The 21,597-nt window shown below is 59.3% G+C and carries 19 protein-coding genes; 4 read left to right on the top strand and 15 right to left on the bottom strand.

The genetic code is table 11. The features are described from left to right. Positions 1 to 8: 8 nt before the first annotated feature. The 3 genes from rbsB to ACTG2J_RS11050 all read left to right on the top strand — a co-directional run bounded on the left by rbsB (position 9) and on the right by ACTG2J_RS11050 (position 2,929). Positions 9 to 884 carry a ribose ABC transporter substrate-binding protein RbsB gene (rbsB, locus tag ACTG2J_RS11040; RefSeq protein WP_005360585.1) on the top strand — a complete coding sequence of 292 codons (876 nt, stop codon included), beginning with the start codon at positions 9 to 11 and terminating at the stop codon, positions 882 to 884. A 108-nt stretch (positions 885 to 992) separates the two neighbouring features. Continuing rightward, complete coding sequence (gene rbsK / locus ACTG2J_RS11045) at positions 993 to 1,925, top strand: ribokinase (protein ID WP_439988638.1); 933 nt, start codon at positions 993 to 995, stop codon at positions 1,923 to 1,925. Next, entirely contained in the window at positions 1,925 to 2,929 is a 1,005-nt protein-coding gene (locus tag ACTG2J_RS11050) for a substrate-binding domain-containing protein (protein WP_439997488.1), read from the top strand. Before rbsK ends, ACTG2J_RS11050 begins: the two co-directional genes overlap by 1 nt. Before the next feature lie 86 nt (positions 2,930 to 3,015). Here ACTG2J_RS11050 and ACTG2J_RS11055 read toward each other — a convergent pair whose 3' ends face one another. From ACTG2J_RS11055 to ACTG2J_RS11120, 14 genes are all read right to left on the bottom strand, one after another. Then, entirely contained in the window at positions 3,016 to 4,665 is a 1,650-nt protein-coding gene (locus ACTG2J_RS11055; protein WP_439997489.1) for a diguanylate cyclase domain-containing protein, read from the bottom strand. Further along, positions 4,665 to 5,141: a hypothetical protein gene (locus ACTG2J_RS11060; protein WP_439997490.1), complete on the bottom strand. Its 477-nt coding sequence runs from the start codon at positions 5,139 to 5,141 to the stop codon at positions 4,665 to 4,667. The genes ACTG2J_RS11055 and ACTG2J_RS11060 overlap by 1 nt, the downstream gene beginning before the upstream one ends. Before the next feature lie 91 nt (positions 5,142 to 5,232). Next, positions 5,233 to 6,006: a Sir2 family NAD+-dependent deacetylase gene (gene cobB / locus ACTG2J_RS11065; protein WP_042083156.1), complete on the bottom strand. Its 774-nt coding sequence runs from the start codon at positions 6,004 to 6,006 to the stop codon at positions 5,233 to 5,235. Positions 6,007 to 6,066: 60 nt separating this feature from the next. After that, positions 6,067 to 6,708 carry a GNAT family N-acetyltransferase gene (locus ACTG2J_RS11070; protein ID WP_439997491.1) on the bottom strand — a complete coding sequence of 214 codons (642 nt, stop codon included), beginning with the start codon at positions 6,706 to 6,708 and terminating at the stop codon, positions 6,067 to 6,069. Positions 6,709 to 6,711: 3 nt separating this feature from the next. Next, positions 6,712 to 7,956: a response regulator gene (locus tag ACTG2J_RS11075; protein ID WP_439997492.1), complete on the bottom strand. Its 1,245-nt coding sequence runs from the start codon at positions 7,954 to 7,956 to the stop codon at positions 6,712 to 6,714. Then, positions 7,943 to 11,932, bottom strand: a complete 3,990-nt coding sequence (locus tag ACTG2J_RS11080) for a response regulator (protein WP_439997493.1) — start codon at positions 11,930 to 11,932, stop codon at positions 7,943 to 7,945. The genes ACTG2J_RS11075 and ACTG2J_RS11080 overlap by 14 nt, the downstream gene beginning before the upstream one ends. A 15-nt stretch (positions 11,933 to 11,947) precedes the next feature. After that, positions 11,948 to 12,244 (bottom strand): integration host factor subunit alpha, encoded by a 297-nt coding sequence (ihfA, locus tag ACTG2J_RS11085; RefSeq protein ID WP_005300715.1) that lies wholly within the window; start codon positions 12,242 to 12,244, stop codon positions 11,948 to 11,950. Between the two features lie 3 nt (positions 12,245 to 12,247). Further along, a complete protein-coding gene (pheT, locus tag ACTG2J_RS11090) occupies positions 12,248 to 14,635 on the bottom strand; it encodes a phenylalanine--tRNA ligase subunit beta (protein WP_439997494.1) in 2,388 nt (795 codons plus the stop codon). Positions 14,636 to 14,647: 12 nt separating this feature from the next. After that, on the bottom strand, positions 14,648 to 15,631 hold the full coding sequence (pheS, locus tag ACTG2J_RS11095) for a phenylalanine--tRNA ligase subunit alpha (protein WP_439997495.1): 984 nt from the start codon (positions 15,629 to 15,631) through the stop codon (positions 14,648 to 14,650). Positions 15,632 to 16,010: 379 nt separating this feature from the next. Continuing rightward, entirely contained in the window at positions 16,011 to 16,367 is a 357-nt protein-coding gene (rplT, locus tag ACTG2J_RS11100; protein WP_005336687.1) for a 50S ribosomal protein L20, read from the bottom strand. A gap of 15 nt (positions 16,368 to 16,382) precedes the next feature. Beyond that, entirely contained in the window at positions 16,383 to 16,580 is a 198-nt protein-coding gene (gene rpmI / locus ACTG2J_RS11105; protein WP_005336688.1) for a 50S ribosomal protein L35, read from the bottom strand. An 86-nt stretch (positions 16,581 to 16,666) separates the two neighbouring features. After that, the gene (gene infC, locus ACTG2J_RS11110) at positions 16,667 to 17,215 is read right to left on the bottom strand and encodes a translation initiation factor IF-3 (RefSeq protein ID WP_026034907.1); all 549 of its coding nucleotides are present in this window, start codon (positions 17,213 to 17,215) and stop codon (positions 16,667 to 16,669) included. A 3-nt stretch (positions 17,216 to 17,218) separates the two neighbouring features. Then, positions 17,219 to 19,147: a threonine--tRNA ligase gene (gene thrS, locus ACTG2J_RS11115; RefSeq protein ID WP_005336690.1), complete on the bottom strand. Its 1,929-nt coding sequence runs from the start codon at positions 19,145 to 19,147 to the stop codon at positions 17,219 to 17,221. Between the two features lie 232 nt (positions 19,148 to 19,379). After that, positions 19,380 to 19,967: a tetratricopeptide repeat protein gene (locus ACTG2J_RS11120; protein WP_439988636.1), complete on the bottom strand. Its 588-nt coding sequence runs from the start codon at positions 19,965 to 19,967 to the stop codon at positions 19,380 to 19,382. 173 nt (positions 19,968 to 20,140) lie between these two features. On the opposite strand from ACTG2J_RS11120, the gene ACTG2J_RS11125 reads away from it, so the two are divergent. Next, entirely contained in the window at positions 20,141 to 21,196 is a 1,056-nt protein-coding gene (locus ACTG2J_RS11125; protein WP_439988635.1) for a PA0069 family radical SAM protein, read from the top strand. A gap of 158 nt (positions 21,197 to 21,354) precedes the next feature. On the opposite strand, the gene ACTG2J_RS11130 is transcribed toward ACTG2J_RS11125, so the two are convergent. After that, positions 21,355 to 21,510 carry a hypothetical protein gene (locus ACTG2J_RS11130; protein ID WP_005336695.1) on the bottom strand — a complete coding sequence of 52 codons (156 nt, stop codon included), beginning with the start codon at positions 21,508 to 21,510 and terminating at the stop codon, positions 21,355 to 21,357. Between the last annotated feature and the right edge of the window lie 87 nt (positions 21,511 to 21,597).

Genomic DNA, 21,597 nt, shown 5'->3' on the forward strand with positions numbered 1-21,597 from the left:
ATGAAATGATGAAAAAGCTCAATACCCTGCTCGCTGCCGCCATCATGTCCGTGCTGGGCACCGCCCAGGCCGCCGATCAAACCCTGGCAATGGTGGTCTCCACCCTCAATAACCCCTTCTTCGTCACCATGAAAGAGGGTGCCGAAGCCAAAGCGAAGGAGCTTGGCTACGAGCTGGTGGTACTGGACTCCCAGAATGACCCGGCCAAAGAGCTCTCCAACATGGAAGATCTCACCGTGCGCAAGGTCGGCGCCATCCTGATCAACCCCACCGACTCCGAAGCGGTCGGCAACGCCATTCGTCTGGCCAACCGTGCCAGCATTCCGGTGCTGACCCTGGACCGCGGCGCCGCGCAGGGTGAGGTCAAGGCCCACATCGCCTCCGACAACGTGGCAGGCGGCAAGCTGGCCGGTGACTTCATCACCGAGAAACTGGGTACCGGTGCCAAGGTGATCCAGCTGGAAGGGATTGCCGGTACCTCCGCCGCCCGCGACCGTGGCGAAGGTTTTGCCCTGGCCGTGGCGGCCAACAAGCTGCAGGTGCTGGCTTCCCAGCCGGCCGACTTTGACCGCACCAAGGGCCTGAACGTCATGGAAAACCTGCTGGCAGCCCACCCGACCGTTCAAGCAGTCTTTGCCCAGAACGACGAGATGGCGCTGGGTGCCATCCGCGCGGTGCAGGCTGCCGGGAAAGAGGTAATGATCGTCGGTTTCGACGGTACTGACGATGGCAAAGCCGCCGTTGCCAAGGGTAAACTGGCCGCCACCGTGGCCCAGCAACCTGCCCTGATTGGTGCCATCGGCGTCGAGACTGCCGACAAGGTGCTGAAAGGTCAGCCGGTCGAGAAATCCATTCCGGTACCGCTGCAAGTGGTCAGCAAATAAATCTGAAGGGGGAGGCTCGCCTCCCCTTTTTCCTCTCGTTCAGGTGCCTCCCGGCTTGAGCTCACTCAATCACAGTGTTCAAGCCAAGATGCATCAGGAGTAGTCAACATGAATCGTCTCGTCGTTCTGGGCAGTGTCAATGCAGACCACGTGCTGCGCGTTCCCCACTTTCCTCGCCCGGGTGAAACCCTGACCGGCCACAGCTATCAGGTGGTGCCCGGTGGCAAGGGGGCTAATCAGGCAGTCGCTGCCGCCCGCCTTGGCGCCCCCGTCTCCTTTATCGCCCGCATCGGTGATGACGCCATCGGCCACCAGATGAAAGCCGGCTTTGCCAAAGATGGCATCGACGTCAGCGCCGTCGAGCTCGATCCCAAGCTCCCGACAGGCATCGCCATCATTTATGTCAGCGATGAGGGGGAGAACAGCATCGGCATCTCCGCCGAAGCCAACGGGGCCATCACCCCTGCCGTGGTGAAAAACCACGAAGCGATGATCGCCGACGCCCACACCCTGCTGTTGCAGCTGGAAGTGCCGCTGGAGAGCGTCCATGAAGCTGCACGGCTGGCTCGCGCCCACAGCACCCGGGTGGTGCTCAACCCCGCCCCTGCCCGTCCGCTCTCGAGCGAATTGCTGGCGCTGGTCGACCTTGTCACCCCCAATCAGACCGAGACCGAGCTGCTGACCGGCGTCAAAGTCACCGATGAATCGAGCGCCCGAGAGGCGGCTGCCCGTTTCCACCAGATGGGGATTGCGGACGTGATGATCACCTTGGGGTCGCAGGGGGTCTATTGCAGCAACGCCCAGCAGCAACAGCTGATCCCGGGCTTTCGGGTCAAGGCGGTGGATACCACTGCCGCGGGCGATACCTTCAACGGCGCTCTGCTGGCGGCGGAACTGGCCGGTGCCGATTTCCACAGCGCGGTGCGCTTTGCCCACGGGGCGGCGGCACTCTCCGTCACTCGGTTCGGTGCCCAGAGCTCCATCCCGAGCAAACAGGAGGTCGACGCCTTCCTGCTTGAGCAGACTGCGAAGGGGCACTGATGGCCAATATCAAGGAGGTGGCGGCGAGGGCCCAGGTCTCTACCACCACCGTATCCCACGTCATCAACGAGACCCGTTTTGTGGCCGAGGAGACCCGCGAGCGGGTCTTCACCGCCATGCGTGATCTCAACTATGCCCCGAGTCTGGTGGCCCGCAGCCTCAAGGTGAAGGAGACCAACAGTATCGGCATGCTGGTCACCACCTCCAGCAACCCCTTCTTTGCCGAGGTGGTACGCGGGGTGGAACGCTACTGCTTCGAGCAGGGCTACAACCTGATGCTGGGCAACACCGAAGGGCAGGCAGAAACCGCCCTCTCCTACCTCAAGATGATGCTGCGCAAGCGGGTCGATGGCCTGCTGATCATGTGCAGCGAGGGCCAACAGGAGGTGTTCAACCAGCTCGACTGGCTCAAGAGCCTGCCGGTGGTGGTGATGGATTGGGGGCTGGTTAGCGAGGATGTGGATCTTATCGCCGACAACTCCTTCCACGGTGGTTATCTCGCGACCCGCCATCTGATTGAGCTGGGCCACACCGCCATCGGTTGTATCACAGGCCCCCACAGCCGCGCCCCCGCCAACCAGCGCCAAGCTGGCTTTGAGCAGGCGTTGCAGGAGGCAGGTCTCACGCTCAATCCTGACTGGATCCAGGAGGGGGACTTTGATTGCGCCAGCGGCCATCAGGCGATGACTCGTCTGCTGGCATTGCCCGAGCGTCCCACCGCCCTCTTTGTCTGCAACGACATGATGGCGATGGGGGCCATCAGTGCCGCCCATCAGGCGGGGCTGGTGATCCCGCGCGACCTCTCCATCGTCGGCTACGACAATGTGGCGCTGGCCGAATTTATGTCGCCGCCGCTCACCACCGTCAACCAGCCCAAAGAGGAGCTGGGACGCCTCGCCGTCACCCGCCTGTTGGCGCGGATCAACGGCGAAGTGGTGGAGAACCACCTGATCACCGTCGACCCCGACCTGGTGATCAGACAATCTTGCGCGCCCTGCCCCTGATTTTCAGGGGCAACAAAAGAACAAGGCGACCCCGAGGTCGCCTTGTTTCATTCTGTCTCTTGCCGGTGCAATACCGCTTTTTGCCCTCAGGGCAGCGACCTCGTTTCCCTGGTTGCCAGCACTTGCAGTGGCACCAACCCCAATCGTCGGGCCAGCGGTTGCAACAACTCGCCATCATCATCACCCTGCGGCAGCCAGTAGCGGACAGGCCAGCCGGCTGCCAGCTGCGCCGAGGTGGTGCTGCCAATCTCTCTGAGCGCCAGAGTACAACCCTGCTGCCGCAATCCTGCCAGCAAGGCACTATCCTGCTGCAGCGTCGGTATCAGCAACACCAGCGGCGTACGGGAAGCCTCCTGCAGATAGGCCAGTAGATGGGTCAGCTGGGCCTGGTTGTCGAGCGGGACCAGCAGTGCCCGACCATCGGCATACTGTGCCTCGTGCGCTTGCAGCACACGGGCCAGCACGGGCCCCAGCACACCGCACTCCTGCAGCCAGCGCATGTGGCAGGGCGCCCCCTGCTCACGCCACTCAAGTGCCAATTGCCACATCTCGTTGCCCTGTCCGTCCGTCAGCGCCTGCAATGCCACTCGCAGCGGTGCAGGCTCGCGCCCGGCCAGCCACTCTCGCAGCTGATGAAGCTGCTGCTGACTCAACTGCAACTGCTGCAGCATGGCGGGCTCAAACCAGCTGATCGCCCCCTCCTGGCTACGCTTGGCCTGGTTAAGGGCCAGGATGGCCTGATCCAGCAGCCGGGCGGCATCCTGTTGTTGCGCCTTGGCGACCCCGAGCCGACAGGCCAGATCGAAGCTGCACTCCCGCGTCACGAACTCGAAATGGAGCAGATCCACCAGCTCATGAATGGCGGTTTCCAGCGCATCATTCGCCTTGGTCAGCACCACGGCAAATTCATCTCCGCCGAGCCGGTAAGCGTGGCTGCCATGAGCCTGTTGCAGCTTGTTGGCCACCATCTGCAACAACCGATCACCGACCTGATAACCCAGCAAATCATTGACCTGCTTGAAGCGCTTGAGATCGAGCACCACCAGGGCGCTCACATCATCGGCATGCAGAGCGCGAGAGAGCTGCTCCTGCAGGGCTCGGCGGTTGCCAAGCTGTGTCAGGGGATCGAGCAGGGCAAGCCGACGGTTCGCCAGATTGGCGCGAATGAGGGCTGCGACCAGAGCGCCACCGGTCAGCAACAGGATCAGTTGCCAGATCTGCAGCCAGAACAGGCTGTTGCGGATCTGGCTGACCGAATGCTCCCGCTCCTGGCCGGAGAGGATCTGATCCCCTATCTGTTCGACGAGACGGGTCTGGCTGGCGATCGCCTCCTGCAAGCGGGCAAGCTCAGCCCCCTCGCGCAGCGCACCTGCCTCCATCTGGGGTTCGAGCTGCTTGATCTGCTCGAACAGGGTGGCAAGCACCTTGCCGAGCCCGTGCCGCTGGCGCATCTCGGCGGTTTCACTGCTGATGAGGAAGATATCGAGCCGGTTCCACAGCAGATCGTAATCAAGGCTCAGGGTCTCCATCGACTGTCTGCCAGCCCGATAGAGCTGCAGGTCGTAGAGGAAACGCTGGGATTCGAGCATCACCTGGCTGATGTTCCAGTGGACATTGCGGTAGAAGGTATCGACCAGCTGCTCCTGCCGATATTGCAGATAGAGGCTGCTGCCCGACGAGAGCAGAAACAGCAGCGACACCGCAACCAACAGCAGATTTTGGCGGGATAGCCCCATCAATCGACGATCTCGATGCGGGTCACCTGCCACACCATGCAGTTGTGAATGGCAGGGACGTCCAGCTTGGGATAGGTGGTGAACGGGATGAGCAGCCAGAGCGGCCCCTTGTTGCGCCGGGTCAGCAGTTTGCCGTCCTCCTGACGCACCAGGGTCAGCGGCACGCCGTCGAACAGGGCCAGATCCACCACCTGCTGATAGCCGTTGAGGGCCGAGACGGCGATCTTGCGAGCATCCAGGATCCCTTGCGCCGCAAGCACGGCTGACAGGGTAGGCCCGCGATAGTGGTGGGCGCCCTGAGTCCAGGGGGTAGTGGTAGTGAATTCGGTCTGTGGCAAGACGGAGAGGGCCGACTCATCGAGGCTCACCTGCTGGCCATCTGGCAGTACCAGGGTCATCAGGGGGATGGAGGCCGATGCACTGGCACTGGCCAGCATCAGGAGAAAAAAAGCGATCCATTGCTTTACTGCGGTCATGGTAATTTGCGCCAACTGCGTCCCATTTTTTAAATGGTTGCCAGTGTGGCGATTTCACCGAACCATTGCAACTGTCCCGTCGCACAGTAGCTCAGGGACCGCGCATCTCCATCCAGTTGTGCCCCTCGACTTGCCTCGGTTGATGAATGCCGCACGCCTCCAGCAACTCATCGACATAGGCGGGCACCAGCAGGGAGGCTGGGCCATAGCGTTTCTCGTCAAACTGGCTGCCCACTTCGCTCGGCTCGAGATTGAGCTCGATGGTGTGCGCCCCGTTCAATCCCGCTTCATGGACAAACCCGGCGGCCGGATAGACAGCGCCAGAGGTGCCGATGGAGATAAAGAGATCGCACTGGGCCAGCGCGCTGTAGATGCGATCCAGCCCGAGCGGCATTTCGCCAAACCAGACCACATGGGGACGCATCGGCTGGGGGAACTGGCAGCAGGAGCAGAGCTCGTCCTGATGGAGATCGCCACGCCACTCGATCACCTGACCGGACTCCGGGCAGCGGGCCTTGAGCAGCTCCCCGTGCATATGGATAAGGTTCTTGCTGCCAGCGCTCTCGTGCAGATTGTCGATGTTCTGGGTGACCAGAGTCACCGAACCGGGCAGCAGTCGCTCGAGGCGGGCCAGCGCATAGTGGGCCGGATTGGGGTGAACCTGGGGCTGTTGCAGCTGTGTGCGGCGGGAGTTGTAAAAGCGCAGCACCAGTTCAGGATCCCGGGCATACCCCTCGGGGGTCGCCACATCCTCGACCTTGTGCTCTTCCCACAAACCGTCGCAGGCACGAAAAGTCTTGATGCCGGATTCGGCAGAGATCCCCGCGCCGGTCAGGATCACGATATGTTTATATGACTGCGCCATAAGCTGCTCCGTCTATCCCCGCACAATAAATGTGACCTTAGCACAGGGAAAATAGTGTCACTATTCGCCCTTGGTCTTAAGCGGCGCCGCTGGCGGTGCGGGTAACCAGGCATCCAGTACCGACAGATCCAGCCTGACAAAGACCATCTCCCGCCCGGTCACCAGGGTCAGCGGCAAACCAAGGCGCTTGAGCAGGGTCAGCATGGGCCGGTTCTGGGCCAGCACTTCCGCCGTCCACTCCCGGATCCCGTCTGCCCTGGCCAGCAGTGCCAGCGCCAGCAGAATGCGCCTCCCCGCCCCCTTGTGCTGAAAGTGATCCGCTACGATGCAAGAAAACTCCGCCCGATCGGGATGAAGGCGGCGGCGGATTGATTGCGCCTGAGCCAGCGGCTCACCGGCCAGATCGGTCAGTAACAGCGAGATCTGTTGTTCGGGATGGTAATTGAGAAACTGGGCCACCTGTTCCGGTGGCGGCGTCCGTTTCGGGCGCATAAAGCGCAGATAGATGCTCTCTTCACTCAATGCATCGTAAGCGGCCAGCATGCGGGCAGGCGCCACACCATGCAGCTCGCGCAGCAGGCAAGGCACCCCGGAGACCTCCATCGCCAGTGGCAGCGCGGCCCGGGAAACCAGATGAGGCCAGCCATCCAGCCCTTTGTCAAGGCGCTCCCGGTGCATGGGCCAGCAGAGGTAGCGCGGCATGGCTTACCAGCGCCCCGTCATACCGCGCTCTCGCCACACCTCGACGTCGAGCAGGTTGTAAGGATCATCCAGATAGACGGCGATCCCCAGCTCCCGAACCCGGGCCATAAAACGCCCCAGCAGGGAGTCACCGGTCAAGGACTCCATCTCTGGCAAGATCCCCTGCCCCAGCAGCAAGGCTTGCAGCGGCAAACGCTCCAGCAGATCGAATGGCAGATGCTGGCTGTTATCGAGCAGCAGCGCCAGCTTGCTCCCCGCCAGACTGGCTTGCAGCACCAGCGCGAAGCGATCGGCGTTGCCGAGCAGGTGGTCACGACGGTGGATAAGCAGGGTCAGTTCGGCTGGGGTGCGCGACTGCTCCGTCAGCCAATCCTTGAGCGCCTCCCAGCGGCTGGGCAAACCCGTCACCGCCAGCCAGACCGGATGAGGGGTCGCGGGACTGGAGAGCAGCCCTAGCTGACCCTGCACCTCCCCCTGCCAACGGCGAATAGAGCGGCGCTGGCCGCTCAAGCGCTGTTGACGCAGCGGGCCCAGATAGAGTCGACGCAGCAACCTGAGCAGCTCGTCGCAATCAAGCGGCTTGGCCAGTGCCGCCAGAATGTTGAAACCGGCATCGTGCAGCAGGCGGCGGGCACCGTCGATCAGCGTCTGCTCATGGGCCGAGAGCAGCACGATGGGCAGCCCGGCCTCCTGCAACTGGGGCTGGTTCATCAGCAGACTGATGGCATCTTGCTCCACCAGACTGAGATCGCACACCAGCAGGCTGATGTCGCCCGCCGACAATGCCGCAAGGCAGGCCGATTCATCCTGTACCCACTGACAGGAGAGCCCCAACCCGGCGATGGTCTGTTGCAGTTGCATCCCCTGAAACGGGTGATCCTCGAGCAGCAGCACCTTGTTAGCGGCCAGCCAGTTGCACCAGTTACGGTAACTGGCGGCAAGCCCCCCCAGCCAATCCTCGCCGATAGCGTAGATCCCCTCATGCTGCTGCAACTGGGGGAAATAGTCCGCCTGCTGATGAGCGGCGGGGTCGTAAAGGGCAATGGCACCTGCCGCAAACAACCCTTCCCACTGCCAGCAGGCATCCGGTCGGGTACGGTGCAGCGTGACATAGGAGGGCAATGTCATGGTGCTGGCCAACTCATGGGCGGTGCTGTCGAGGGCATAGAGCACAATGGGGCAAAATCCTGCCGCCTCTTGCTCTTCCGAATCGAGCAACGCCAGTAATTCTTCATCAGTGATGATCATCTTGAGCCCTCTTTGAAAACTGCTGGCTGAACTCATCCAGTGCCCGGTTCAATCTGGCTTGCAGCATCGGATGGGGCGCCTGTTGCCACTCTTCAATGGCCGCCACCAACGCAGTCGCCCCTACCATTCTGGCGGCCCCCTTCAACTTGTGTAAAGCAGCATTCACGCCAACTTCATCTTCTTCTGTGCTGCAGCGCTCAAGTTCGGCCAAATCATCACGGGTAGCCTTCAGATAAAGGGCGGCCAGCTCATCGGTCAGCAGCGAGGCAACCGGTGTCGGGGCGACAACATTGCTCCCCTCTTTGGCAATATGGCGCAGCAAGGTCGCCAGCTCCTTCAGGGCGACCGGCTTGTCCAGATGGCCATCGCAACCGCAGGATTGCAGCTCCCTTGCCGCCTGATCACTGAGATCTGCGGTGATCACATAGACCGGCAGACGGGCCCAACGGGCGGATTGGCGCAATTGCCTGCACAGCTCGGCCCCGTTCATCACCGGCATCTGCAGATCGGTCAGCACAAAATCCACCTCCTGCTGCGCCAGCATCTCCAGCGCCAGCTGCCCGTTGGCGGCAGTGATAACGCTGGCACCAAGTTGCCCCAGTTGCAGGCTGATCAGCTCGCGATTGACATCGTGATCTTCAACCAGCAGTACCCGCATGCCAAGCCCTGGCTGGGTGCCTGCGACCGGTTGATCCTGGGTCAGCCGTGGCTGCAGCAGGGTGATGATGGTCCCGGGCACCCAGGACTCCCCTTGCCAGGCCCAATAGTAGAGCCCCTTCTCGTCCACCTCCGCTTGCAGCGTATCAACGGCGTTGCTGACGGTGGCGATCCCCAATCGGCTGAGCCAGGGCGACAGCGCTTGCGCCTCATCGTGGGGTAAAGAGAGTGCCAGCTGCCGCACATTGGGCTGCCAGTCCGGCTCCTGCTGCACCCGCTTGAGGGGCAACTCGCAATAGAAGCGGCTACCGCCACCGACGCGCCCCTCGACATCGATAAGACCACCCATCTGCTCGACCAGCTGCTTGCAGATCGCCAGACCAAGACCGGTGCCCGGCGCCCGCAGTTGCCCTTCAACGGCAAACTGCTCGAACGGCATAAAGAGCGTGGTGCGCATCTTGGCGGTGATCCCCGGTCCCTGATCATCCACACCGAAGCGCAAGGTCGATGCGACCACCTCGGCCCACAACACCACTTCCCCACGCAGGCTGAACTTGATGGCATTGGAGAGCAGGTTGTGGAGCACTTGCCGTACCCGGTGAGGGTCGAGGGTCTGCAGGGCTGGCAGAGCCGGGTCCAACTTAAGGCGCAGTTGCAATCCCTTGGCCCGCGCCTTGGTCCAGTGCACTGCCGCCACGTGCTCACACAGCTCGGCAAAATCGGTGGGTTGCGGCGAGAGGGAGAGTTTGCTGTTTTCGTTGCGGCTAAAGTCGAGCACATCGTTGAGCAGGCCGAGCAGCTCATCCCCCGCCTGACGCACCCGCGCCAGCGCAGAGTCTTGCTCTCTCGACAAAGGAGTGCTGGCCAGCCACTCCAGCAAGCCGAGCATGGCGTTCATCGGCGTGCGGATCTCGTGGCTGATGGCGGCCAAAAAGCGCCCCTTGGCCAGAACTGCCTGTTGCGCCTGCTCATGGGAGTGCTGCAATGCCTGATCCTGCTCGACCCTGATAGTGGCATCCTGCATCACCGCATAGATCCGCCAACCCTGCGGCTGACTGCGGCCACGGCCATAGAGCTGCAACCAGCGCACACCCTTGGTCGGATGGTGATAGCGCATGGTGAACGCGAAGGGTTTGCCTGCCTGCAGCATGGCGAACATCTCACGGCGTACCCGACGGCGATCCTCGCGCTCCAGCATAATGAGCACCCGTTTGGGCTCACGACGGATCTGCTGGCTCGCAAGCCCCAGCAGCTCGTAACAGCCCCGGCTGATAAACTCGATCCCCCCTACCCGTCCCCGCTCGAACATAAACTGCAGCACCACGCCGGGCACGGTATTGGTCAGGGCGCGCAGGCGGCGCTCTGCCTGACGCAAAAAACGGGCCTGCTCACGCAGCACACTGATATCCGACAGGGCGATAAGATCGGTGGCAGGTGCCTGCTTGTCCAACCGCAGCGGATGCTGGGCATAGGCGAAGACCTGATCCCCCAGCACCAGCTCCCCTTCGCTCTTTTGCGGCTGTACCGGCGGCAGCATCAACTGCTGCGAATAGCGCAGGGCCAGACGTCGCCCCTGTTTATTGGATTTGATTACCTTGCCCTGGCTATTGCGCAGATAGACGGGCACCGGCAACGCCTGAAACATGGTTTCCCGCAGCTCGCTCTCGATGGCCAGCGCCTTCTCGGCGGCGTGACGCTGGGCCACTTCCCGTGCCAGTTGCTGGCGAGAGCGCCAGATCCCGCCGATGACAATGCCGCTGATCAGCAGTGCCATGGCAATGGAGCCAAACCAGGCGGCGTAGCTCACGCCGGGCTGCTGCACGACGAGCAAGCGGCGCCAGCGCTGGTTAAGTTCGTCGATCTGGGTGCTGGTCAGCGCCATCAGGTTGCGATCCATCACCCCGGCCAGTTCGGTCTGACTCTTGTTGATGGCAAAGCCAAGACTGAAGCGATCTTCCAGCTCCTCGATATCGAGCCCTTCCAGCAAGTTGGTACGCTGGGGATATTGCAGCTGATATAGCTCGCTCAGCATGGCGTCAGCCTTGCCCTGTTTGATCGCTGCAAGCCCCTGCTCAAGGCCGTCGGTGCGAAGCCACTCCTGATCACCGAGCAGGGCGAGCAAGGAGGGATCATAGAGGGATTCCGGCACCAGAATACGCTGCCGCTTGAGTTGGGTGATGCGATCGGCAGCCAGCTTGCGCTTGCTGATCAAGGCAAAGCGGTTGGTTGAGATCGTCCGACTGAAAATGAACTGATCCGTCAATGCCGGGGATTCCGGCAAGCCGGCCATCATATCCGCCTCACCACGGCGCAGCTTATCTACGGCCTCCGCCTTGCTGGCGGCAGGCACCAGCTTGTATTTCAGGCCGGTCTCCTGGGTGACCCAGCGCAGCACATCCGCGCTCCACCCTTTCGCCTCCCCCAGATCATTGACGCCGCTATAGGGCATCAACTCGGGATTGACCACTAGGCGAATGGTGCGACCGCGGCCGGATAACCAGGCCTGCTCGGTATCGCTGAAGTGGGGTTGGTTGACGTAGAGCGACCCCTGATCGAGATAGCGAGCCAGATCGGTATAGATAGTACCGGCGGGCATATGACGGATCAGGGTGTCCACCAGATTGGCCAACTCAGGCTGATCGCGCATCATCAGGCGATAGCTGATGATCCGATCCTCACCAAACAGGCGGCGCAGGCGCAACCCATCGGCAGGAAACTCGCGCATCAGATAGCGCAGTTGCAGATAGTCCCCCAGATAGGCATCACCCTTGCCGCTCTGCAGCGCGTCGTAGACCTTCTCTCCGCTTTTTAGGGAAATAATGCGCGCCTGTGGATATAGCTCGTGCAGCAGGCGGGCAGAGTCTGCCACCGAGTAGACCAGAAAGCGGGCCTGTTTGAGATTTTCACCCTTGTAGAGGATGGCGGCATCGGTCTCCATCATCGGACGACTTAACCGCATGCCCTCCACGGCCTTCTTGCGGGTTCCGACATAGGGAATGATGTCGCATTCCCCCTCTGCGAGCCCGTTGCGCAATGTCTGCCAATCGGGCAGCTCTTTGAGCACCAGCGGAATCGGGAACAGCTCCTGCAACCGGGCGAGACGATCCTTGAGCAGACCCCCCTCGGCCATCAGGTATGGTGGAGGAAGCGTCGCAGGATAGCAGAGCGAAAGCTGACTCAGTGAATTTACATAAGCTTGGGTCGCCGGCTCCAACGGCAGCACTGTGGTCTGCAAAGGCTTGGCGTGCAATGGCAGTGCCAGTGCGGCACCCAGAAGAAAAATGGGGAATTTGGTCATATGAAAACAAAAGCCAGGCATCTGCCTGGCTTTTTATCACTCGTTGGGTTCAACATTTTCTACCCTGGCCTTGAGCTTCTGGCCAGGCCGGAAGGTCACCACGCGGCGGGCGCTGATAGGAATATCCTCGCCCGTCTTGGGGTTGCGTCCGGGACGCTGATTCTTCTCACGAAGGTCAAAGTTACCGAAGCCTGAAATCTTGACTTGTTCACCACGCTCAAGCGCCTGTCGGATTTCCTCAAAGAAGGCTTCCACCATATCTTTGGCTTCACGCTTGCTCATCCCGAGCTGGGTGAACAGGTGCTCTGCAATGTCGGCTTTGGTAAGCGCCATAGATCAATCCCTCAAGGATGCATTCAACTCTTCACCAAGGGCCCGCACGACATTGTCTACGGTCTCGGCAATCTCTTTCTCCTCCAGGGTACGCTGGGTGTCTTGCAATACAAGACTGATGGCCAGGCTCTTCTTGTCCTCTGCCATACCAGCACCCTGGTATACGTCAAACAAGTTTATTCCAACTACCTGATTTCCGCCAACTTTTTTAATTACCGCAAGCACATCACCTGCCAGAACCTGACGATCGACCACGACGGCGATGTCGCGACGGTTCGCCGGGAACTTGGAAACTTCGGCTGCCACAGGCACCTTGGCCGGGGTCAGCTTGTCCAGCTCCAGCTCAAACATCACCGCGCGGCTCTTGAGGCCCAGCTTCTTCTCGAGGCTCGGGTGGATCACGCCGATGTGGCCGATGATCTCGCCATTGCGCAGAATGGCTGCGCTCTGACCCGGATGCAGGGCGCTGTGCTCGGTACGCTCGAAGCTAAAGGTGGCACCTTCGGCGGTCAAGTCGAGCACCGCTTCCAGATCCCCTTTCAAATCAAAGAAGTCGGCTGCGCGGGTTTTGATATCCCAGTGCTCGTCGCTCTGGTTGCCAGTGATGATACCGGCCAGCATCGGCTCCTGACGGATGCCGTTCTCGGCGCTTTCATCCTTGATGAAACGCAGACCCTGTTCAAACAGACGCACACGCGGCTGCTGACGGTTCTGGTTGTAAACAACGGCCTGCACCAGACCCGGGAACAGAGAGACGCGCATGGCGGACATCTCGACCGAGATCGGGTTCGGCAGTACGATGGCATCGCTCTGCGGGAACAGGGTTTGCTGGGTCTTGGGATCGACGAAGCTGTAGGTGATCGCTTCCTGGAAACCGCGGTCAACCAGCAGGTCGCGTACGCGCTTCAAGGTCACCTGCCCTTCTGCCTGCTCAACCATCGCCAGAGAGGCAGCCGGTTTCAGGTTCGGGATGTTGTTGTAGCCGTAGATGCGGGCCACTTCCTCGATGAGGTCTTCCTCGATGGCGATATCGAAACGCCAGGAGGGTGCCAGCGCAGTCCAACCGTCAGCATCCACAGTCACCTGCATGCCAAGGCGGGTCAGGATCTCGACCACCTGAGCGTCAGCCACGCTGATACCGATCACCTTGTCGAGCTTGGCGCGACGCAGCTTGATGGGGGCAGCCTTGGGCAGATGGGTATCGGATTTGACCTCGATGACCGGACCCGCTTCACCGCCGCAGATATCCAGCAGCAGACGGGTGGCTCTGTCCATCACCTTGGCTTGCAGCTGCGGATCCACCCCGCGCTCGAAGCGGTGGGAAGAGTCGGTGTGCAAACCGTAAGCGCGAGCACGACCTGTGATGGAGAGCGGCGCGAAGAAGGCGCACTCCAGCAGGATGTCGGTGGTGGTCTCGGATACACAGGTGCGGTTGCCACCGAAGATACCGGCCATGCAGGCAGGACCTTTGGCATCGGCAATCACCAGGGTGGTCTCTTTGAGCTTCACTTCGTTGCCATCGAGCAGGGTCATCGGCTCGTCAGCGTGGGCACGACGCACCACCAGTTCCCCTTCCAGGGTAGCCAGATCGAAGGCGTGCATCGGCTGACCGTATTCCAGCAGCAGGTAGTTGGTGATGTCGACAATGGCGTCGATGGAACGAATGCCGCCACGGCGCAGCTTCTCTTGCATCCAGAGCGGGCTCTGGGCCTGCAAGTTCAGCCCCTTGATGACGCGCCCCAGATACCGTGGACAATCGGCGGTTGCTTCAACCCGGATCGGGAAAGTTGCATCAATGGTTGCAACAGCTGGTGCCCAGGTCGGCTCGACCACGTCCACGCTGTTGAGCACGCCAATTTCACGGGCCAGACCGGCGATACCGAGGCAATCGGCGCGGTTCGGAGTCAGATCCACATCGATGGATACGTCGTTCAGATTGAGGTAGTCGCGAATATCGGTACCGATGGGGGCATCGGCCGGCAGCTCAATGATGCCATCGGCTTCAACGTCGATACCCAGCTCGCTGAAAGAGCAAAGCATGCCGTGAGACGGCTGGCCACGCAGCTTGGCTTTCTTGATGGTGAAATCACCCGGCAGGGTCGCCCCTACTTTGGCCACACACACTTTCAAGCCCTGACGGCAGTTTGGCGCGCCGCAGACGATGTCCAGCAGCTCGGCTTCGCCCACGTTGACCTTGGTCACACGCAGTTTGTCGGCATCCGGATGCTGGGCGCACTCGACCACTTCACCCACAACCACATTGTTGAACTGGCCAGCCACCGCGTCCACGGCGTCCACTTCCAGACCGGCCATGGTGATCTGCTCGGCCAGTGCGTTGTCACTCAACTCGGTGCGGACCCACTCCATCACCCAGGATTTACTGAATTTCATGTTCTCTCGCCCTTACTTGAACTGCTTGAGGAAGCGCAGGTCGTTTTCGAAGAAGGCACGCAGGTCGTTGACCCCGTAACGCAGCATGGTCAGGCGCTCAACGCCCATGCCGAAGGCAAAGCCGGAGTATTTTTCCGGATCGATACCGACCGAACGCAGCACGTTCGGGTGCACCATGCCGCAGCCCAGCACTTCCAGCCACTTGCCGTTCTTGCCCATCACGTCGACTTCGGCGCTCGGCTCGGTGAACGGGAAGTAGGAAGGACGGAAGCGAATGGTCAGGTCTTCCTCGAAGTAGTTGCGCAGGAAGTCGTGCAGAATGCCCTTCAGCTCGGTAAAGCTGGCATGCTCGTCAACCAGCAGACCTTCAACCTGATGGAACATCGGGGTGTGGGTCATGTCGTAGTCGTTACGATAGACGCGGCCCGGTGCAATGATGCGGATCGGCGGCTGCTGATGTTCCATGGTGCGGATCTGCACGCCCGAGGTGTGGGTACGCAGCATCAGATCAGGATTGAAGTAGAAGGTATCGTGATCGGTACGCGCCGGGTGATTAGCCGGAATGTTCAGCGCATCGAAGTTGTGGAAGCCATCTTCAATCTCGGGACCACGGGCAACCTTGAAGCCCATCTCGCCAAACAGGCGCTCGATGCGCTCTATGGTGCGGGTTACCGGGTGCAGACCGCCATTCTCGATGCGACGGCCCGGCAGGCTGACATCGATGGTCTCGGCGGCCAGCTTCTGGTTCAGCACGGCGACTTCGAGCGCTTCACGACGCTCGTTCAGCGCATCCTGAACCTGCTGTTTGGCCTGGTTGATCACGGCGCCCGCGGCGGGACGCTCTTCGGCAGACAAGGCACCCAGGCCCTTCATCTGCTCGGTAAAAAAGCCCTTTTTACCCAGATATTTGACCCGGATTTCGTCGAGGGTCGCGATATCGCTCACGCCCTCAATTTCGGCTCTGGCTTGGCCGACTACTTCTTCAAGCTGTTGCATGTCTTCCTCGTCACCACTCCCGGTACAGGAGCCTTTAGGCTAAATAAGGTCAAGAGGGGAATAATACAAAAAAAGCCCCTTCGCTGACCATAGCTAAGGTGGGCTTTTCTCCCTACAAATCATTTTGTTATATCAAGCGAGTCTCATCGGCTCACCGCCACTCCTGAAATAGTGGAACAAACATTTAGTTTGTTGGCATATAAAGCATTTGTAGAACAGGGCATCTCGCACATATCGCCTTGTGTGGAGAAAACTGTAGCACGTGTAAAACAGTAGACAGAATATGGATAGGACAAAGGGAGAAGTAATGTAAAACCGCAAATGACAGATACAAAAAAGGAGGCCTGAGCCTCCTTTTAGCGTTTATAACAGGACTGGATTAAACCAGAGCTGCTTTAGCTTTTTCAACCAGGGCGGTGAAAGCCATTTTGTCGTGAACGGCGATATCGGACAGGATCTTGCGATCGATCTCGATAGAAGCCTTCTTCAGACCGTTGATCAGACGGCTGTAGGACAGACCGTTCTGACGGGCTGCAGCGTTGATACGCGCAATCCACAGCTGACGGAACTGACGCTTTTTCTGGCGACGGTCACGGTAGGCATACTGACCAGCTTTGGTTACCGCTTGTACCGCTACGCGGTAAACACGGGAACGTGCGCCGTAGTAACCTTTGGCGGCTTTCATTACTTTCTTGTGACGAGCTCGAGCAGTCACACCACGTTTAACTCTTGGCATTTTTCACATCCCCCCTTATGCGTACGGCAGACAAGCGACAACACGTTTGTGGTCGGCAGCAGAAACCATGAATTTCGGTCCCAGCTGACGCTTACGCTTGCTGCTCTTCTTGGTCAGGATGTGACGCAGGTGGTTGTGCTTGCACTTGAAGCGACCCGAGCCAGTCTTCTTGAAGCGCTTTGCAGCACCCCGGTTGGTTTTCATCTTCGGCATTTCATACTCCGCATTGTGAGTGACAACAAAATCGCAAGGCGAACCAAGTCATGAGGCAAGCCCCATGAGTCAATTTCTTGTGGGCCTTAAGATTTCTTCTTAGGTGCGAGGACCATCACAGCTTGACGGCCTTCGACTTTCGGGAACGACTCGACTACGGCCAACTCTTCCAGATCGTTCTTGACGCGCTCCAGAACCTTGATACCAAGATCCTGGTGGGCCATTTCACGACCACGGAAGCGCAGGGTGACCTTAGCCTTGTCCCCGTCTTCCAGAAAGCGAACCAGGTTGCGTAGTTTTACCTGATAGTCGCCTTCGTCAGTGCCAGGACGGAATTTGATTTCCTTAACCTGGACGACTTTCTGCTTTTTCTTCTGTTCTTTGGTTGTTTTGCTCTTTTCGTAGAGGAATTTGCCGTAATCCATGATCCGGCAAACGGGCGGCTCAGCATTTGGACTGATCTCTACCAGATCAACTCCGGCCTCTGCGGCCAAGTTCAGAGCATCCTGAATGGATGTGATGCCAATGGCTTCACCATCCAGACCAGTCAGACGAACTTCTTTCAGACGGATCTCTTCATTGATCCGGTGAGCGCGGGCTTGCGGTTGCTTGCCCAGTTTTTTTCCGCCTTTTATAGCTTATTCCTCCACTTTCTTTTGTCCGCGGGTCTGAACTTCCTGGGTCAATAGAGCGATGAACTCTTCAACAGGATAAGTGCCCAGGTCAGCCCCTTTACGAGTCCGTACTGCAATCTTACCGGCTTCAACTTCTTTATCGCCGCAGACCAGCATGAAAGGTACTCGCTTCAAAGTATGCTCGCGGATTTTAAAGCCAATCTTCTCATTTCTCAAGTCCGCTTTTGCGCGAAGGCCCGCATCATTCAATGCTTTGGCTACTTTCACCGCATAATCGGCCTGATTGTCCGTGATATTCATGACCACAGCCTGAGTCGGTGCCAACCAGGTCGGGAACAGACCGGCGTACTCTTCAGTCAGAATACCGATGAAGCGCTCGATAGAACCCAGGATGGCCCGGTGGATCATCACAGGTACATGGCGATCGTTGTTTTCGCCCACATAAGTGGCACCCAGACGACCAGGCAGGGCAAAGTCGAGCTGCACGGTACCACATTGCCACGCACGATCAAGGCAATCGTGCAGGGTAAATTCAATTTTGGGACCGTAGAACGCCCCTTCACCCGGCTGCAGATCGTACTTCAGACCGTTGAGCTCCAGCGCTTCGGCCAAGGCTTTCTCGGCGCGATCCCACATCTCATCGGAGCCGATACGCTGCTCGGGACGAGTGGAGAGCTTGACCACGATGTTTTCGAAGCCAAAGGTACCGTAGACGTCATAGACCATACGAATACAGCCGGAGACCTCTTCCATGATCTGCTCTTCGGTACAGAAGATGTGAGCGTCATCCTGAGTGAAACCGCGCACCCGCATCAGACCGTGCAGGGAACCGGACGGCTCGTTGCGGTGGCAGGAACCAAACTCGGCCATACGCAGCGGCAGATCGCGGTAGGACTTCAGACCCTGGTTGAAGATCTGGACGTGACCCGGGCAGTTCATCGGCTTGATGGCGTACTCGCGGTTTTCGGACTGGGTAGTGAACATGGCCTGGGCGTATTTCTCCCAGTGACCTGAACGCTCCCACAGAACGCGGTCCATCATGAACGGACCTTTCACTTCCTGATAGTCGTACTCTTTGAGCTTGCCGCGGATAAAGGTTTCCAGCTCACGGAAGATGGTCCAGCCATCGTTGTGCCAGAACACCATACCGGGTGCTTCTTCCTGCATGTGATACAGGTCGAGCTGCTTGCCGATCTTGCGGTGGTCGCGCTTGGCGGCCTCTTCCAGGCGCTGCAGATAGGCCTTGAGCTGCTTCTTGTCAGCCCAGGCGGTACCGTAGATACGCTGCAGCATCTTGTTGTTGGAGTCGCCACGCCAGTAGGCGCCGGACATCTTCAGCAACTTGAAGTGGTGGCAGTGACGCATGTTGGGCACGTGCGGGCCGCGACACATGTCGATGTACTCTTCGTGATGATAGAGACCTGGCTGGTCATCACGGGCAATGTTCTGATCCAGGATTTCGACTTTGTAAGACTCGCCGCGCGCCTCGAATACATCGCGCGCTTCTTGCCAGGAGACTTTCTTCTTGATGACGTCGTAATCCTTGGCTACCAGCGCCAGCATGCGCTCTTCCAAGGCAGCCAGATCTTCATCGGTCAGGGTACGGTCAAGATCAACGTCATAGTAGAAGCCGTTGTCGATGACAGGACCGATGGCCATCTTGGTCTGGGGCCAGAGTTGCTTGATAGCATGACCCAGCAAGTGGGCGCAGGAGTGGCGCAGGATGTCCAGACCTTCTTCGTCTTTGGCGGTGATGATGGCCAGCGCAGCATCGGCTTCGATCAGCTCGCACGCATCTACCAGTTCACCGTTTACCCGACCGGCAATGCACGCCTTGGCGAGACCGGGACCGATGTCCGCAGCCACATCCATGACGGAAACAGAGTGGGCAAATTGACGTTGGCTGCCGTCAGGCAGAGTAATGATTGGCATTATGTGTTTCCTTATACAGTGGTGACCCCTACCAAAGGTCACATGCGGGATGGAAAAGAGATTCAAAAAGGTGATGTTTTGGTTCTCCACAGCACTTTGCGAAGACGGCCTGACACGTAAACCACATGTCTAACGTGACAAACCAAGCCAAAACGGCCCCATGCTACCAGAAGTCGGGCGTGCTGTATCGGATTTGCAGATATTTTCTACAGTCAAATGAGTCGTCTGCCGACTATTCACCAAGCAGGGATTGCCAGTTGAAATCAAAGTCACTGCTCCCCTCCTCGGCCAGCGCCAGCTCCTGCAGCACCTGAAGCGCCAGCTTGTTGCCCTTTTGTGCCGCCTGATAGAGCCACTGCTTCGCCTGAGGCAGATCGACCCTGCCGCTGACCCCCATCAGATGAAGGACGCCGACTTTCAGCATGGCCGGGACATCACCATTACGGGCAGCCTGATCCATCCAGTGAAAGGCTTGGCGCAGATCTCGCTTGACCCCAACACCACGCAGATAGAGCTCTGCCAGCCGATATTGGCCGAAGGGATCCCCTGCCAGCGCCGACTGGCGATAGAGCGTGATGGCCTGATGGATATCCTGCTCGCTCCCCTGCCCCACTTCATGGCTCCAGCCCATCAAGGCTTGCGCCCGAGGTTGGCCTTGATCGGCCAGTGGCGACCAGATCCGGGTCGCCTCATCGAAATGACCGGTACGCCAGGCACGGTTGGCAGCAGCCATCTCCTGCTCGGTGGAGAGCGGAAGCAGACGCCAGATAACCAGCGCAATCAGACCGATAAATAGCCAGCGGGAAGTGGTGGGGCTCATGATGATTTCCGTGATCCAGTTCTCATTTCGTCTATGTAAACGAAATGTAGCGTTGCGATCAAGCAAGAGATCCCTGCGACAACCCTTTTTGCACCCGGTCGATCAGCAGTTGTTGTCATTTATCCGGTGCACCTGCAAAATAACTGTATGTATAAACAGTATCGGTGCACACCATGGCAGGACGAGGCAGCCCCCACAATATCGATCACCGTTTTAGCGGCCCCCTTGTCGAAGCGGTCGATGACGGCTGGCAACCATCTGATTGGGATGCCGCATTCACCCCCTCTGTGCCTGGCACCGAGGTGCGGGAGATCGATGCACGCAGCATCATCAGCTACAACAGCTCGCCGGATGTCCCCTTTGGTCGCTCCATCAACCCCTATCAGGGGTGCGAACACGGCTGCATCTACTGCTATGCCAGACCCAGTCACGCCTATCTGGAGCTCTCCCCTGGCCTTGATTTCGAGAGCAAGCTGTTTGCCAAACGCAATGCAGCCGACCTGCTGCGCCGGGAGTTTGCCAAACCGGCCTATCAGCCACAGACCATCTTCATTGGCGCCAATACCGACCCCTATCAACCCATCGAGCAGCGCTATCGCCTCACCCGGCAGTTGCTGGAAGTGATGCTTGCCCACCGCCATCCGGTCGGGCTCATTACCAAGAGCTCCATGATCTTGCGCGACCTTGATCTGTTGACCGAGCTGGCCAGAGAGGGACTGTGTCAGGTGATGGTGTCGGTGACGACCTTGAACGAAACCCTGCGCCGACAGCTGGAGCCCCGCGCCAGCACGGGCACCGGCCGCTTGAAAGTGATCGAGAAGCTGGCCAACGCTGGTATACAGGTGGGGGTATTGGCCGCCCCCATGATCCCGCGGCTCAATGAGCCGGAGCTGGAGCAGATCATCAAATCGGCTGCCGAGGCTGGCGCCAGCTGCGCCGATTACATTCTGCTGCGCCTGCCCCACGAGCTGGCGCCGCTATTTGGTGACTGGCTCGATACCCACTATCCGGGCCAGAAGGAGGCTATTTTGAATCAGTTGCGAGCCAGCCGCGGTGGCGGGCTCAACAGTACCGCCTTCGGTACCCGCATGCGCGGTGAGGGGCACTTTGCCGATCTGCTGGCCCAGCGCTTTCGCCTTATCAGCAAACGACTTGATCTGGGCAAACGCCATATTCAGCTCAGACTGGATGGGTTTATCCGCCCCGGGGAGCAGCTGCCGCTCTTCTAATCCCCCTGTTCACGCCCTTCACACATCAGGTGTGCCAAGAGGTTGAAAGGAAGACCTGCCGCGACACATCCTGTGGAAACCCCGCTTTTCAGAATTTTCCAACGAAGTAGTCATGTCGCGACAAGAAAGCGCTACCCGGTAAAGAGAAGGCTAACGCCTTAGCCTGCGCGCTGATCCCGGCCCTGTTGCACCATTTCAACCGGCAGTCGCGAGGGTTCATGAGCCACTTCGTGCTCATCCTCTTCATACTGTGGCACCTCTGACTCGCCCCATACCCGGCTCCACCAAATTTCCCACGTGATCCAACTGGTCATATGCAGCTCCTGACGGTGAAGGTGATGGCAACAACCCACCACTCGCCCGGCAGGATAACGGCTGGTAATGACAGGGAAATGACAAAA

Source organism: Aeromonas sp. 6P, assembly GCF_051919525.1.
GTDB classification, from domain to species: domain Bacteria; phylum Pseudomonadota; class Gammaproteobacteria; order Enterobacterales; family Aeromonadaceae; genus Aeromonas; species Aeromonas veronii.

Coding starts and splice junctions, on each gene's coding strand:
- ihfA (WP_005300715.1), bottom strand. CDS start 12,244: ATGGCGCTTACCAAAGCCGACATTGCAGAGCACCTGTTCACCCAGCTC.
- rplT (WP_005336687.1), bottom strand. CDS start 16,367: ATGCCAAGAGTTAAACGTGGTGTGACTGCTCGAGCTCGTCACAAGAAA.
- thrS (WP_005336690.1), bottom strand. CDS start 19,147: ATGCCAATCATTACTCTGCCTGACGGCAGCCAACGTCAATTTGCCCAC.
- rbsB (WP_005360585.1), top strand. CDS start 9: ATGAAAAAGCTCAATACCCTGCTCGCTGCCGCCATCATGTCCGTGCTG.
- ACTG2J_RS11055 (WP_439997489.1), bottom strand. CDS start 4,665: ATGGGGCTATCCCGCCAAAATCTGCTGTTGGTTGCGGTGTCGCTGCTG.
- ACTG2J_RS11125 (WP_439988635.1), top strand. CDS start 20,141: ATGGCAGGACGAGGCAGCCCCCACAATATCGATCACCGTTTTAGCGGC.
- rbsK (WP_439988638.1), top strand. CDS start 993: ATGAATCGTCTCGTCGTTCTGGGCAGTGTCAATGCAGACCACGTGCTG.
- ACTG2J_RS11120 (WP_439988636.1), bottom strand. CDS start 19,967: ATGAGCCCCACCACTTCCCGCTGGCTATTTATCGGTCTGATTGCGCTG.
- ACTG2J_RS11130 (WP_005336695.1), bottom strand. CDS start 21,510: ATGACCAGTTGGATCACGTGGGAAATTTGGTGGAGCCGGGTATGGGGC.
- ACTG2J_RS11060 (WP_439997490.1), bottom strand. CDS start 5,141: ATGACCGCAGTAAAGCAATGGATCGCTTTTTTTCTCCTGATGCTGGCC.
- ACTG2J_RS11070 (WP_439997491.1), bottom strand. CDS start 6,708: ATGCCGCGCTACCTCTGCTGGCCCATGCACCGGGAGCGCCTTGACAAA.
- ACTG2J_RS11075 (WP_439997492.1), bottom strand. CDS start 7,956: ATGATCATCACTGATGAAGAATTACTGGCGTTGCTCGATTCGGAAGAG.
- rpmI (WP_005336688.1), bottom strand. CDS start 16,580: ATGCCGAAGATGAAAACCAACCGGGGTGCTGCAAAGCGCTTCAAGAAG.
- cobB (WP_042083156.1), bottom strand. CDS start 6,006: ATGGCGCAGTCATATAAACATATCGTGATCCTGACCGGCGCGGGGATC.
- pheT (WP_439997494.1), bottom strand. CDS start 14,635: ATGAAATTCAGTAAATCCTGGGTGATGGAGTGGGTCCGCACCGAGTTG.
- ACTG2J_RS11080 (WP_439997493.1), bottom strand. CDS start 11,932: ATGCCTGGCTTTTGTTTTCATATGACCAAATTCCCCATTTTTCTTCTG.
- ACTG2J_RS11050 (WP_439997488.1), top strand. CDS start 1,925: ATGGCCAATATCAAGGAGGTGGCGGCGAGGGCCCAGGTCTCTACCACC.
- pheS (WP_439997495.1), bottom strand. CDS start 15,631: ATGCAACAGCTTGAAGAAGTAGTCGGCCAAGCCAGAGCCGAAATTGAG.